The following is a 13,382-nucleotide window of genomic DNA, read 5'->3' as shown; positions in this document are numbered from 1 at the left end:
CGAGAGGTTGCTCAGGAGCCGTCGGCGGAACCGAGGGCGGGCGGGGTGGGCGCCCCACCCTCCACCACCGAGCCGAGGGTGCCTTCCCAGACCTTCGCCCACGTGCCGTCGGCCTGGATCTTCTTCAGCCAGTTGTTGACGAACTCCTTGAACTGCACGTCCTCCTTGTTGAGGCCGATGCCGTAGGCCTCGGTGGTGAACGGCTCGCCCACCACCTTCATCCCCGGGTTCGCCTTGGCGCCCGAGGCGAGCAGCGTGAAGTCCTGCACGTACGCGTCGCCGCGCTTCTGGAGCAGCGCCTGCAACGCCTGCGGGTCGGTGCCGAACGCGATCTGCTTCGAGCCGGGCGCGGCGGAGGGCAGCGCGGTGACGGCGGGGGTGTTCGCCCCGACGATCACGGTCTTGCCGGCGAGGTCCTTGACGCTCTTGATCGAGGTGTCGTCCTTGCGGACCCCGACGGCGAGGCCGGAGGTGAGGTACGGCCCGGCGAAGGCGACCTGGGTGGCCCGCTGCGGGGTGATCGTGTACGTCTGGAAGACCGCGTCCACCGACTTGGCCTGGAGCATGGCCTCCCGGGTCTGGGTGCCGATGGTCGTCGTCTTCACCTCGGGCTTGCCGATGATGTACTTCGCCAGCAACTTCGCCATGTCGGCGTCGAAGCCCTCGATGGTGCCGCTGACCGGGTTCTGCTGGGCGAGCAGCGGAGCGTCCAGGGATCCGCCGATGTTCAGGTAGCCGCGCTTGCGGATCGCCTCCATCGTCGAACCGGCCGGGATGTCCGCGTCGGTGGCCACCGGGGCGGCGTCGTACACCGACTGGGCGACCACGCCGTCGCCGCCCAGGCCGGGGTTGCCGGGCAGCGTCGGAGCGCTGCCGCCGCCGTCGCCGCCGCAGCCGGCGGCGGCGAGGGCCACCGCCACAGCGGTGGCGGTGAGGGCGAGCGACCGCCGCCCGGTGAAGCTCATCTTGAGGATTGACATGACACCCTCCCGTTGGGGGCTAGTGCTGGAGGATCTTGGATAGGAAGTCGCGGGCCCGCTCGGTGCGCGGAGCTGCGAAGAAGTCGTCGGGAGCGCCGGATTCGACGATCCGGCCGTCGTCCATGAAGACCACCCGGTCGGCGGCGCGACGGGCGAAGCCCATCTCGTGGGTCACCACGATCATGGTCATCCCCTCGGCGGCCAGGGAGACCATCACGTCGAGCACCTCGTTGACCATTTCCGGGTCGAGGGCCGAGGTCGGCTCGTCGAAGAGCAGCACCTTCGGTTGCATCGCCAGGGCCCGGGCGATCGCGGCCCGCTGCTGCTGTCCGCCGGAGAGTTGGGCCGGGTGGTGGTTCGCCTTGTCGGCGATACCGACGCGCTCCAGCAGGGTCATCGCCTGCTGCCGCGCCTCGGGTCGAGCGATTCGGCGGACCCGGGTGGGGCCGAGGGTGATGTTGTCCAGCACCGTCTTGTGGCCGAAGAGGTTGAAGGACTGGAAGACCATGCCGACGTCGGCGCGCAGCCGGGCCAGTGCGCGGCCCTCGGCGGGCAGCGGCTCGCCGTCGATCTCGATGCTGCCCTTCCCGGCGGTCTCCAGCCGGTTGAGGCAGCGGCACAGTGTCGACTTGCCGGAGCCGGACGGCCCCACCACGACGACCACCTCGCCGGCGGCCACCGTGAGGTCGATGTCCTTGAGCACGTGCAGCGGACCGAACCACTTGTTCAGGCCGCGTACCGACACCATCGGTCGGTCCGCACCCGTCGTCTCCGGTGCCACCAGACGGCCTCACTTCCTTCGACTACAAAACTAAGTCAGCTTCATATCGAACCAACAGCGCCATCTAAAGGTAGCCAGCAAACTAAGTCAACCGGTTGCTTGAACAAACTCCGGGTGCTAAGAAGCTGACGTGACGATTGACGACGCGCCACGCGATGCCCTCCGGGGCGGCCCCCGGGAGCTACTGCGCTGGGTGGCCACCGGTGCGGCCGTCAGTCGGGCCGACCTGTCCCGCCTCTCCGGCCTGTCCCCGTCGACGGTCTCCCAGCGGGTCGAGGCGTTGATCAGCCAGGGGCTGCTGGAGGAGGCCGGCGCTGGGCGGTCCCGGGGTGGGCGACGGCCCCGCCAGCTGGCCGTGCCCACCGGCGGCGCCGTGGTCGGCGCCATCGACCTCGGCGCGCATCACGCCCGCGTCGGTGCACTGGATCTCTCCGGGCGGGTGGTCCAGGCCCGCACCCTGCCGGTCCGCATCGAGGACGGCCCGGAGGCGGTGCTCGGCGCGCTACTCGCCGAGGTCGCCACGCTGGTGGGCAGCGATCCGGCGGCCGGGGGCTCCTCGGTAGGTGCGCTCCGCGGCGTCGGCATCGGGATCCCCGGTCCGGTGCAGCACTCCACCGGGCGGATCGTCAGCCCGTCGCGGATGCCCGGCTGGAACGGCTTCGACGTCGCCGCGTTCTGCGCCGGCCGCGTCGACGTGCCGGTCATCGTGGACAACGACGCCAACCTGATGGCGCTCGGCGCGCACCGCACCGCGCATTCCGAGTTGGACCACGCCGTCTACATCAAGGCCGGCACCGGAATCGGCTCCGGTGTGATCTCCAGTGGACGGTTGCACCGGGGCGCGCAGGGATCGGCCGGGGACATCAGCCACTGCCGGGTGGTGGCCGATCCCGCGCCACCGTGCACCTGTGGCAACGCCGGTTGCCTGGAGGCGGTGGCCAGCGGCGCCGCACTGGTCACCGCGCTCCGGGAGCAGGGTGTGCCGGTCTCCGACCTCACCGGTGTGATCCGCCTGATCGACGACGGTGACCGGCAGGCAACCGCCCTCGCCCGGCAGGCCGGTCGCGCCGTCGGCGAGATCCTCGCCGTGGTGGTCAACTTCTTCAACCCGCAGGTGGTGGCCATCGGTGGTCGGCTCGCCGACTGCGAGCCGCTGCTGGCCAGCATGCGGGCCACCCTCTACGAGCGGTGCCTCCCGCTGGCCACCCAGACCCTGCTCATCGAACGGGTCGCCGCCGGCCAGGACGTCGGCATCACCGGTGCCGCCCACCTGGTGATCGACCACGTCGTCGCGGCCGCCTGACCTCGCTCAAACCGACGGCAGTGGTCGCCCAGGGTGACCTGTCGCTGTATTGCGTGCCAGATTCATGCGCTTTTGCCCGTGCGCCTGCACTGATCATCCTGACAGTTTCCTTACAGGCAGTCACGTAGCCTTCCGGTGTTCCTCACTCACCCGTGACTGCTCCTGGAGGTTTCGACGTGCGGATCAACGGACCGCTGCTCCTGCCGATCTCGTTGGCAGCGGTGCTGGCAACCGCCGCCTGCGGCCTGTCGGCACCGGCGTCCGGGCAGGCCGAAGTCCCACGCCCCGGCCCGAGTACGCAGAGCTCGGCTCCGAGCGCCGACGACACGCCAACCTCCAGCCCGACTCCGAAGATCCCTACCGACGCGCAGATCCCCACCAGGGCCGCCGGCACCTTCACCACCGCCACCGGCAAGGGTCGCGTGATCGGCAAGGGCAAGAAGCGGGTGCGCTACAGCGTCTCCGTGGAGAAGGGCATCGCCTGGGGTGACATCCCCGCCTGGAAGCCGGACCGGTTCGCCGCGAGCATCGAGCAGGTGTTGGCCGCACCGAACGGGTGGTCCACGTCCGCACAGCACCCGGTCACCAACGACGCGGTGAACCTGACCCGGGCGTCGTGGTCCTTCCAACGGGTCGGCACCTCGACTGTCGACGTCGACGTGCGGCTCGCGACACCGAGGACAGTGGACCGACTCTGCGGCGCGAGCGGCGTCGACACCGAGGGCGTCTACTCATGCAAGTACGGCAAGACCATCATGATCAACTTGCGGCGTTGGCTTCAGGGTTCACCGGGATACCCGGTCAGCATCGACGAGTACCACGCCGGCGTGATAAATCACGAGTTCGGTCACTTCCTCGGCTTCGCCCACATGAAGTGCGGCGGGCGCGGCAAGCCGGCCCCGGTCATGATGACCCAGACCATGGGCCTGGGCGGGTGCGTGCCAAACGTCAGCCCGTTCGTCGGCAACGGCCAGTTCGTCAGCGGACCGTGGGCGCGGTCCTGACCCGCCGCTCCGCACCGGCCTCGACCGCCGACCCGCACGCCACCCGGCGTGATCAACACGAGATCGCTGACAACGCGGCATCCGAGTTGGCTCGACACCCGATATCACTGATCTCGTGTCGATCAAGGGGGCGAGTGTCGACGTGCCTGCAGGCCCTACTCGTCAATTGGCCCCGCTCGGCCTGGGCGACAATGATGACCAGTTCGATCCCGGCGAGGTGAGGATCTGAGGTATGGGCAGCCCTTCGGAAGTGGAATCCGCCGCGGATGGTGTCGGCCGGCTCACCGATCAACTTCGGCGTTTCGCCGAGGAGCGCGAGTGGCAGCAGTTCCACACGCCGAAGAACCTGGCAATGGCGCTGTCCGGTGAGGTCGGCGAACTGCTGGCAGAGCTGCAGTGGCTCACGCCCGAGCAGGCTGGCCAGGTGATGGCGGACCCGCAGGCGGGTGCACGGGTACGCGCCGAGGTCGGCGACGTCATGATCTATCTGGTCCGGCTCGCCGACGTCCTCGACATCGACCTGGTCGAGGCAGCGATAGACAAACTTGCGGATTCAGCCCGGCGCTACCCCGTGGAAAGCGCCAAGGGCTCCGCAGCGAAGGCGCCACGGTCATAGCCGTTGGTTGATCTTCTAGTTACAGTCGTGGCAGTAAGGCGGTCCGACGGGCTTCCGGTGCACGGATATGCCCCCCATCCGCACGATCTCTTCGTGCTGCCCGGGGGCACCTGTCGATGTCGGCGTACCGTACGTCCGCTGCTGGTCTGTTGCGTCTCGCTACCGATGGCACCCTGGTGGAGGTGCTGACCGAAAGGGCTCGCCACAGCGGTCATGGGGTGAGCCCCGCCGAGAAGCGGTCCTGGGCGCGTAGCCTTCCGGTGCTCGCGCAGGATCTCGCCGACGCGGGCCTGACCGAGGTCGAGGTGCTGGTCGAGTACCAGCTTCCGTTGACCAGCCGGCGCGTCGACGCCGTGCTGGCCGGTGTTGATCCACTTACCGGAGATGACTCCTACCTCGTCGTCGAACTCAAACAGTGGACCTACGCCACGGCCTTCGAGGACTCCGACACCCTCGTCGCCGTCGAGCAGGTCCGTGGGCCACGCCTGCATCCCGGGGTGCAGGTGCAGGACTACTGCCGCTATCTCAGCGACTTCCTGGGCGTGCTCGGCCGCGACCAGAAGCTGTTACGGGGCGCCGCCTACCTGCACAACGCGGTGGACCGTGACGTTGTCGACCTGCTCGACCGGCCGGCCACGGAGCAGAGCCGGATCTTCACCGGGCAGCGTCGGGGGCAGTGGCTCGATCACCTGCGCAGCCGATTCGCACCCGCTTCGGGAGCAGGCCCGGCGGACAGGTTCCTGACCAGCACCGTGCGCCCCAGCCGGCATCTGCTGGCGTACGCCGCCGCCGAGCTGAAGGAACGCTCGCACTTCATCCTGCTTGACGAGCAACATGTGGCGTACGAGTTGGTCATGCACGCGGTCGAGCGGGCTCGGACGGCGAACCACAAACGCGCGTTGGTGGTGGCTGGTGGGCCGGGCAGCGGCAAGAGTGTCATCGCCCTCGCGGTCCTCGGGGAGTTGGCCCGGCGGAACCGGTCGGTGCTGCACGCCACCGGTTCGCGCTCCTTCACCCAGACATTGCGTCGCTACGCCGGGCGGGGATCGACTCGGCTGCAGAGCCTCTTCAAGTACTTCAACAGCTTCATGGACGCCGAGCCGAACGACATCGAGGTGCTGATCTGCGACGAGGCGCACCGGGTACGGGAGACGTCGGTCAACCGCTACACACCCAAGGCGCGCCGGGATGTGGCCCGCCCGCAGTTGGACGAACTCATTTCGCTTGCCCGGGTGCCGGTCTTCCTGCTCGACGAGCATCAGGTGGTGAAGCCGGGTGAGCTGGGCAGCGTCGAGGTCATCTCCGCCTTCGCGGAGAAGCTCGGCGTGGAGGTCGAGGTGGTCTCTCTGCACGACCAGTTCCGCTGCGGCGGCAGCGAGGCGTACGAGGAATGGGTTCTTGACCTGCTCGGCCTCGACGGCGGCGAGCCGTCCGTTTGGACCGGCGACGGCCGGTTCGACGTGCGGGTCGCCGAGTCGCCGGAGGAGATGGAGGCGTACCTGGCCGAGCGGCAGGGACTCAGCGGCACGGCCAGGATGTCGGCCGGCTACTGCTGGCCGTGGAGCGATCCGAGACCCGACGGCACGTTGGTGCCGGACGTCACGATCGGCGACTGGGCGCGACCGTGGAACGTCCGGAGCGAACGCAGTGTCGGCGAGGCGCCGGGGAGTGCGTTCTGGGCCACCGACCCGAACGGCTTCGGCCAGGTTGGCTGCGTCTACACCGCCCAGGGCTTCGAGTACGACTGGTCGGGGGTCATCATCGGCCCGGACCTGGTGGCGAGGGACGGCCGGTTGGTGACCCGCCGCGAGGAGTCGAAGGACTCGTCGATCCGCAGCCGCAAGTCCGTCGGCGACGGGGAGGTTGACCGTTTGATCCGCAACACCTACAAGGTGTTGCTGACCCGGGGCATGCGCGGCACGGTGCTGTACGCGACCGACCCGGAGACGCGGGAGTACCTGCGCGATCTGGTGCGGGTCCGCCGGGCACCGGAGATCAGGTTCGAGGTCGAAGCCGGGTAGCGGCAGCCACACAGTGTCGATACTGTGACCGTCAGTTCAGCGGATCGACGGGCTTCCGGCGAAGGACACGCCCCCACCGCACGAGATCTTCGTGCCTCGGGGGCCTGTGAATGCTGGCGTTCCAGACCACACCAGCTCAGATCGTCGCGCTGCATGACGACAAACGACTGGACGACGAGTTGGCGGCCTACCTCACCGCCTCCGGATACAAGGTGAACGAGCCCGAGCGGCGCTCCTGGCGAAACAGCCTGCCAGCCTTTGCCCGGCACCTGTGTGCGCTGGGATACGGCGATCTCGACGCGCTCGTGGAGTACCAACTTCCTCGCAGTAGCCGGCGGATCGACGTCATCCTCGCCGGAGCCGAACCCTTGACGATGCGGGCGACGTACCTCGTGGTGGAACTGAAGCAGTGGAGCGAGGCTTCGCGGTACGACGACGACGGGAGCGTTCTGCGCGTCAATCACCTTGAACAACCGCAACTGCATCCCGCCCTGCAGGTGCAGGCGTACTGCGCGTACCTCGTTGACTATGTCGAGAAGGTAAGGGAGTGGCCAAACGCCGTGCACGGCATGGCCTACCTGCACAACGCCAAGCGCGACCACATCCCAGCCTTGGAACGTGAGCGCAGCTACCAGAGCATGGTGTGGACCCCGGACAAGGCTGAGCAGTTCCCTCTCTATCTCGAGCGTAAGTTTCATCGAGTGCGGCACCCGCAGGCTGCGTACCGGCTACTGACCAGCCCAATTCGGCAGAGCAGGCAACTGCTGTCCCTCGCGGCGGATGAGGTGACCAACCGGGCGCTTTTCCCCCTGCTGGACGAGCAGCGCGCGGCATACGAGCTGGTGCTGCGGGGGGTGCGTTGGGCGGAGGATGGGCGCGGCAAGCGAGTCGTAATCATTTCGGGAGGACCGGGCAGCGGCAAGAGCGCGATCGGGCTCAACCTGCTTGCCGAACTGGCCCGGGAGGAACGGCAGATTGCTCACGCCACCGGTTCGCGGGCATTCACCCGGACCCTCCAGCAGTACGCGCGGCGTCAACCCGCGGACCCTGCGCAGCGGACCAGACCGTTGTTCAGCTACTTCATGGACTTCATGGATGCCACTCCCGACAAGCTCGACGTGCTCATCTGCGACGAGGCGCACCGGATTCGTGCACGGTCGACCAAGGGGTCGCGGCAGGGCGGCAAGCCCCAGGTGCAGGAGCTGATCGAGGCCGCCAAGGTGCCGGTCTTCCTGCTCGATGACAACCAGGTCGTACGCCCAGACGAGGTGGGCAGCGTAGACACGATCACGGAGGTGGCAGGTCAGCTGGATCTGGAGGTCGACCGGATCGAGCTAGGCGCACAGTTCCGCTGCGGCGGTAGCCCACGCTACGAACGGTGGGTGCTGCACCTGCTGGGATTGGCCCGCGCGGCTCCGTATCGCTGGAAGGGCGACGAACGATTCCGGCTCGCCCTGGTGGATTCTCCCGAGGAGATGGAGACGATCCTGCGGGGATGCCAGGATCGAGGGGAGACAGCGAGGATCTCGGCGGGGTTCTGCTGGCCGTGGACACATCGGGCGCAGAACGGTCGGCTCATGCCCGACGTCCGCATCGAGTCCTGGGCAAGGCCGTGGAACGCGTACGACGACTATCCGCCCAAAGGAATTCCGACCAGCGCCTACTGGGCCACAGATCCGCGCGGGTTCGGGCAAATAGGCTGCATCTACACCGCCCAGGGGTTCGAGTACGACTGGTCCGGGGTGATCATCGGCAAGGACCTCGTCGTGCGCGACGGCCGATTGGTCTCCGATCCGAGAAAGTCGTGCGACCCGGCGATCGTGAATCGCGAGGGCAGGGTCATCGCCAGGAACGCGGACCGGCTCATCCGAAATACGTACAAGGTCCTACTCACCAGAGGGCTTCGAGGCACGCTTCTGTTCGCGGATGATCCGGAGACGCAGGCCTTCCTGTCGCAGCTTATCCGGCACCGCACAGGCCCGGTCGACTGATTGCGCCGGGCGTAAGGCGGATCGATGCGGTCAGAGCCGACGGCCCAACGGGTTCTCATACCGGCACCCCGGCCATCCCCAGCGAGCGCTCGGAGACCGGTTCGATGCCCGCCCGTTCGGGCGCTGCCGATGGTGAGCTTGACGAGCACTGAACGTCGGTGTCGGCGCCCGGACTCTGTCGGGCTCCTGAGCCGTGCTGCCCGCGCCAGGGTTTGCAGGTCGACTGCCGGTATGGACGTCAAAGGATCGGATGGGCCGGAAAGCCGTCCTGTCTAACCGCTGAATGGAGGCTGCGCGTTGTCCGAAGGGGACGGTAGCGTCCCCGAGACCATAAACAGGGTATTCGTGGGGAGTGGTTGTGATGACTGCGCGGGCGCGCACGGTGCCGTATGCGTGAGGATTCGCCGCGCTGGGAGCAGATCGATTCGAGCGCGTTCCCAAACGAGCAGGATGGTCTACGCGAGCTGGCGTCGTACCCGCTCATCCTGGCAAACCGCAAGGCCAAGCGGCTGCGTAGCGTGCTGCAGCAGTACGCCCCGCACGGTGCGCGGATCCCGTACGTCAATGCCGCGGTGTTCCTGCACGCGCGGAACATGCGCTCCGAGCTGGATGACATCGGCCGCCAGCACGTCTACGGGCTAGACGGAAAATCAAGCTGGTCGCCGACGAGCATGTGCCCTACCTGCCGGTTCACCGGTACAAGCAGTCCGGGCTGCGTAAGCGGGCGCAGTGGGAGCGCACCTGGACGCGGCAGCGCTTGGAGGACGCAGGCGAGGACGTGCAGGTCGCGGTGCCGCCGAAGTGCGCTTCGGCGGACTTCGTGAAGGCGTCGTACTGGCGGGCGCGGGGCAATCTCGACGTGTCGAAGGAGCGCTTCATCTCGTACCCGAAGGCGGGCCGCGATGGGGTCAGTGACCTGGTCGATACGGAGCTGTCGCAGTTAGGAGTGGATCGCTCAAGTCTCGTTCTGGCTTGAGGATCAGCCTGGATCAAGACTGTCATGCTGTCGCGCCCGGCGATGCTGGCAGACGAAACTCTTCACCTGGGAGTGTGAATTACGTGAAGAACGTCAGCGGCGTACCCCAACTGGTCCTGCAGCCGCGAGGTAGCGCCAAGGACCGTGGGCCGCAGAACTACAAGGACTCGGTCGAGCAGGGGATCCGCCTGCGGGACGTTGCGGCGGAGCTTGGTCCCGACCTGGCGGCACTCACCGCGCTCTACCCGGACGGGGTTGCTCGCCTCTGGGGGTCGACGCCGACGAACCAGGTGAACAACTACAAGGCGCGAGCACTGCGCGACCGGCGGGTCGGCGATGACGTGCTCTTCTACGCGGAGACGGCGTTCTATGCGCGTGCCCGGATCCTGCACCTTCTGCACAACCCTGCTGCGGCCAAGCGGATATGGGGGGCAGACGATGACGGACAGACCTGGGAGTACATGATGGCGCTCGGCGACGTCGAGCGCCTTGAGCGGCCAGTCCCGGCCGCCCCGATTCTGCGCCGTCTCGGGCTGGGCGTCCCGCTGCGGAGCCTCACCCTGCTCAGTGCCGCTGAGTACGCCACGATCCAGCCGCTGCTGGCCGCCGCAGGGGTCACGACCCGCCGACCCGCCGTCATCGCTCCTCCCAAGATGAGCCGCAAGCGGCTGTTCAAGGCGCTGCAGCGAGTCGTCGATGCCTGTCACGGGCACGACGCCGACCCGTCCGCAAGTCTCCTTCCTCTGACCGTGCTCTGGAACATCGGGCAGATCGCCTCCGCTGACGGTCACTCTGCAGAGCCACAGCACCTCAGGTCCGACCTTGAGTCGATCCTCCAGCGGTACGGCGCGACGGACAGCCGACCGGGCGATGCGGAGATGTCCGGACGGCTGCGCGATAGCGGGCTGTTGGAGATCGTCAGCAGCAGCGAACTTTGGGAAGTCGACCGTTCCGGCTTCCACGGGGGGCAGGGCTCCGATCCCCGTGCCGTGGAAGCGAATGCCCCGTTGATGGGTTTCTCCTCGGCAGTGGCGGCTCTGCTCCGTGATCCGGAGACTCGGGGCCGCGCGGTGGCCGTACTGTCACCTGCGCTGCCGGTCGACATCGACCCGGCAGCGTTCCTGGCAGAGGTGGGTCTTGCCGGCTACGACTCCGCATCGGGGGTGCTGGACGGGGAGAAGGCTGCCGGATCCGAGGCCGGTGATCAGGGTCCGGCAAGGCGGAAGGCGGCGCGGATCGAGCGCATCGTCCGTAGTTCGGCTGTCGCCGAAAAGGTCAAGCGACTCCATGGGCACCGCTGCCAGGTCTGCGATACCCGGCTGGCGACTCGGTATGGCTTCTACAGCGAGGCGGCCCACATCAAGGGGCTGGGTCGGCCTCATGAGGGTTCGGACCAGATCGACAACGTGCTTTGCCTATGCCCGAACCACCACGTCCAGTTCGACACCTTCGCCATCTTCATCGACAGCAACCTAGTCGTACGATGGACCGTTAGTGGCGAGAAGATCGGCAAGCTACGGCTGCACCCGAAGCATCCAATCGGACCGGAAAATCTTCAACATCATCGGTGGTTCTGCGGAAGGGCGGACTAGCGCTCAACGAAGCGCAGCGATGGCTTGCCCGACTGTTGTCCGTGCTCAGCCGAGGACGCTGATGTAGCGGCGTGCCGCTTCCGAACTGCCCTGCACGAGGGCCATGGCTTCGGCCAGGCGCTGCTTGCTCTGTTCACCGCGAGCGATGGCCTCGGCGATCGTCGGATGCCCGGTGCCGGCTGAGATGGCGCGTAGCCGGGTCAGCATCTGTTCGGTGTTCTCAGCGGCGGCCCGGATCTGGCTGATCGTGGTGTTGCCCTGCTCGGCGGCCTGCATCAGTGCAGCCTTGACTTCCTCGATGCTGGCCATGCCAATCTCCGTCTGCCGATCGCGCGAACAAGTTCACGTTTGCGTGGTCGGACGGACACTATCGGAGATGGAAGTGGCACGCAGTCCCGCTGGCTACAGGTATTCGGCGGCCGTTCGTTCCACGTCGGCGATGAACTCTTCAAGCTGCGTCTCGGTGAGATCGCGGTCCTGAACAGCTTGCCGAGGAACACGATCTGCATCTGGAGGGCGGTCTCAGGGCTGAGATCGTCGATCAGTCCGACCTCACCGAGGGCCGCGCGGACCAGGCCTTCCATCTCCAGGGTGGGCAGCGACTCCGCGCCCGGAAACTGGGTGCGCATCTCGGCGACGAAGCGGGCGACGTCGGTGGGGGAGTGGGTGGTGCCGAAGCGGTCGTTGACCGCGATGGCGAACGCGGCGCCGATTACCTGGTTCCCGCCGCGCCATCCGGAGGCCTCCAACCCGTCGAGGAGTTGGTCCACGGCGCCCCAGTCACGCCGCGCCATCGCGCGAATCAGGTCGCTGAACTCGGTCCGTACGCTCACGATCTCGTGATCCCTCTGATCCCTACGGAGCGACTGCTCGCCGCCAGCGAGCGCGGCTCCGCACCGGGTGGGTGTCCCAGGAGGCCCCCGAAACACCCACCGACCCCTCAGCGGGAGATGCGGGTCGAGCGCACGAAGCTTGCCCAGGCGGTAGGGGAAAAGGTGATGGCCGGGCCGTGCGGGTCTTTGCTGTCGCGCACGGCGACGATGCCGGGCAAATTGTCGGCAACCTCGACACAGTCGCCACCGTTGCTGCCGCTACGGGTGCTCTTACGCCATCGGGCGTCGGTCAGATCAGCCATGGTGTACCTCCCCGATGATTTTGTTGATCAGGTGCCTCGATTGTCCTTCATCGAGGGCAAGCTGATCCAGGCTGGCCCAGACCGTCTCGTAGGCAGCGAACTCTTCCGGACGGTCGAGGTAGAGCGCTCCGGTCCACGACTCGCTGTAGATGATCGGGGGTTCTGGTGTTGCCCGGTTGCCCAGCGGAAACTCCAGCATGACGAAGGTGCCGGCCTCGACTCCGCGATGAAGGCCGACCGCCAGCGGCAAAACTCGGATGGTCACGGATTCCCGCGCGCCGACTTGAAGCAGGTGATGTAGTTGCTCAGCCATCGTGCTCCGGTCGCCCACGATACGGAGCAGTGCGCCCTCGGAGATCACGACGTCAAGCTTGGGTGCTGCCGGTAGGCGACGTGCCAGCAGTGACTGTCGCTGAAGCCGCACCTGAACCAGTCGTTCGCGTTCGTCGTCGTCAACCTCCGATCGGTGTTGGTAGACGGCGAGCGCATAGCCTCGGGTCTGTAACAAGCCGGGAATTAACGATTCGTCGTAGCGGCGGATCCGGCTTGCGGCGGATTCGAGGCCCACGTACAGCTCGAACCATTCCGGGACGGCGTCGCCGTACGCGTGCCACCAGCCCTTCGCTTTCGTCTCGCCGGCCAGGGAGGTCAGCGCCCGGGTCAGCTCGCCCGTCGCTCCGTAAAGCTCGCACATCGCTCGGACGTCGACGCCGCGTACCGAGCCGAGCCCGCTCTCGATCCGCCACACCTTCTGGCGGCTGCACTCCAGCGCTTCGGCGACCGCGTCGAGGGTCGCTCCCGCCTCGGTGCGCAGGTCACGCAGCGCCCTGCCGAGCTGGCGTCGGGGCACCGTCGAGCCCATGTCATCGGCCACCCGGCTCTCCTTTCTGTTGAGTTTTGCAACATCCCGACAGCCGTTCTGCAACACGGGAATGTTGCGCACAAATAGCGGAACAGTGTGAGTCGACATTCATTGCGATGGT

Annotated in this window: 13 protein-coding genes; 7 read left to right on the top strand and 6 right to left on the bottom strand. The window is 67.1% G+C overall.

The genetic code is table 11. The features are described 5' to 3' along the window. Positions 1 to 11 precede the first annotated feature (11 nt). Together OG598_RS20500 and OG598_RS20495 are read right to left on the bottom strand one after the other, a co-directional pair. Complete coding sequence (locus OG598_RS20500) at positions 12 to 980, bottom strand: glutamate ABC transporter substrate-binding protein (protein WP_328650633.1); 969 nt, start codon at positions 978 to 980, stop codon at positions 12 to 14. Between the two features lie 19 nt (positions 981 to 999). Beyond that, on the bottom strand, positions 1,000 to 1,728 hold the full coding sequence (locus OG598_RS20495; protein WP_210817559.1) for an amino acid ABC transporter ATP-binding protein: 729 nt from the start codon (positions 1,726 to 1,728) through the stop codon (positions 1,000 to 1,002). A gap of 163 nt (positions 1,729 to 1,891) precedes the next feature. Between OG598_RS20495 and OG598_RS20490 the strand changes: the two genes are divergently transcribed. From OG598_RS20490 to OG598_RS20460, 7 genes are all read left to right on the top strand, one after another. After that, positions 1,892 to 3,064: an ROK family transcriptional regulator gene (locus OG598_RS20490; RefSeq protein WP_328650632.1), complete on the top strand. Its 1,173-nt coding sequence runs from the start codon at positions 1,892 to 1,894 to the stop codon at positions 3,062 to 3,064. A 176-nt stretch (positions 3,065 to 3,240) separates the two neighbouring features. Continuing rightward, positions 3,241 to 4,068, top strand: a complete 828-nt coding sequence (locus OG598_RS20485) for a DUF3152 domain-containing protein (RefSeq protein ID WP_328650631.1) — start codon at positions 3,241 to 3,243, stop codon at positions 4,066 to 4,068. Between the two features lie 232 nt (positions 4,069 to 4,300). Further along, the gene (locus tag OG598_RS20480) at positions 4,301 to 4,684 is read left to right on the top strand and encodes a nucleotide pyrophosphohydrolase (protein WP_328650630.1); all 384 of its coding nucleotides are present in this window, start codon (positions 4,301 to 4,303) and stop codon (positions 4,682 to 4,684) included. Between the two features lie 182 nt (positions 4,685 to 4,866). Next, positions 4,867 to 6,705, top strand: coding sequence for a DUF2075 domain-containing protein (locus OG598_RS20475; RefSeq protein WP_328650629.1), 1,839 nt, complete (start codon positions 4,867 to 4,869; stop codon positions 6,703 to 6,705). A gap of 110 nt (positions 6,706 to 6,815) precedes the next feature. After that, positions 6,816 to 8,696, top strand: a complete 1,881-nt coding sequence (locus OG598_RS20470; protein WP_328650628.1) for a DUF2075 domain-containing protein — start codon at positions 6,816 to 6,818, stop codon at positions 8,694 to 8,696. Positions 8,697 to 9,369: 673 nt separating this feature from the next. Next, a complete protein-coding gene (locus OG598_RS20465; protein ID WP_328650627.1) occupies positions 9,370 to 9,672 on the top strand; it encodes a DUF7008 domain-containing protein in 303 nt (100 codons plus the stop codon). A gap of 74 nt (positions 9,673 to 9,746) precedes the next feature. Next, a complete protein-coding gene (locus OG598_RS20460) occupies positions 9,747 to 11,264 on the top strand; it encodes an HNH endonuclease (RefSeq protein WP_328650626.1) in 1,518 nt (505 codons plus the stop codon). A gap of 45 nt (positions 11,265 to 11,309) precedes the next feature. On the opposite strand, the gene OG598_RS20455 is transcribed toward OG598_RS20460, so the two are convergent. The 4 genes from OG598_RS20455 to OG598_RS20440 all read right to left on the bottom strand — a co-directional run bounded on the left by OG598_RS20455 (position 11,310) and on the right by OG598_RS20440 (position 13,273). Then, on the bottom strand, positions 11,310 to 11,573 hold the full coding sequence (locus OG598_RS20455; protein ID WP_328650625.1) for a hypothetical protein: 264 nt from the start codon (positions 11,571 to 11,573) through the stop codon (positions 11,310 to 11,312). Next, a complete protein-coding gene (locus OG598_RS20450) occupies positions 11,540 to 12,097 on the bottom strand; it encodes a hypothetical protein (RefSeq protein ID WP_328650624.1) in 558 nt (185 codons plus the stop codon). The genes OG598_RS20455 and OG598_RS20450 overlap by 34 nt, the downstream gene beginning before the upstream one ends. 107 nt (positions 12,098 to 12,204) lie before the next feature. Continuing rightward, positions 12,205 to 12,399, bottom strand: coding sequence for a DUF397 domain-containing protein (locus tag OG598_RS20445; protein ID WP_328650623.1), 195 nt, complete (start codon positions 12,397 to 12,399; stop codon positions 12,205 to 12,207). After that, a complete protein-coding gene (locus tag OG598_RS20440) occupies positions 12,392 to 13,273 on the bottom strand; it encodes a helix-turn-helix domain-containing protein (protein ID WP_328650622.1) in 882 nt (293 codons plus the stop codon). The genes OG598_RS20445 and OG598_RS20440 overlap by 8 nt, the downstream gene beginning before the upstream one ends. Between the last annotated feature and the right edge of the window lie 109 nt (positions 13,274 to 13,382).

The sequence above is a fragment of the Micromonospora sp. NBC_00330 genome (assembly GCF_036136635.1).
Lineage (GTDB): Bacteria > Actinomycetota > Actinomycetes > Mycobacteriales > Micromonosporaceae > Micromonospora > Micromonospora salmantinae.
The sequence above is the reverse complement of the archived record's forward strand: the minus strand, read 5'-3'. Positions and strand labels throughout refer to the sequence as shown.

Bases quoted from the DNA above. Each gene is read 5' to 3' on its own strand.
- OG598_RS20500 (WP_328650633.1), bottom strand. From the start codon at position 980: ATGTCAATCCTCAAGATGAGCTTCACCGGGCGGCGGTCGCTCGCCCTC.
- OG598_RS20495 (WP_210817559.1), bottom strand. From the start codon at position 1,728: ATGGTGTCGGTACGCGGCCTGAACAAGTGGTTCGGTCCGCTGCACGTG.
- OG598_RS20480 (WP_328650630.1), top strand. From the start codon at position 4,301: ATGGGCAGCCCTTCGGAAGTGGAATCCGCCGCGGATGGTGTCGGCCGG.
- OG598_RS20470 (WP_328650628.1), top strand. From the start codon at position 6,816: ATGCTGGCGTTCCAGACCACACCAGCTCAGATCGTCGCGCTGCATGAC.
- OG598_RS20455 (WP_328650625.1), bottom strand. From the start codon at position 11,573: ATGGCCAGCATCGAGGAAGTCAAGGCTGCACTGATGCAGGCCGCCGAG.
- OG598_RS20445 (WP_328650623.1), bottom strand. From the start codon at position 12,399: ATGGCTGATCTGACCGACGCCCGATGGCGTAAGAGCACCCGTAGCGGC.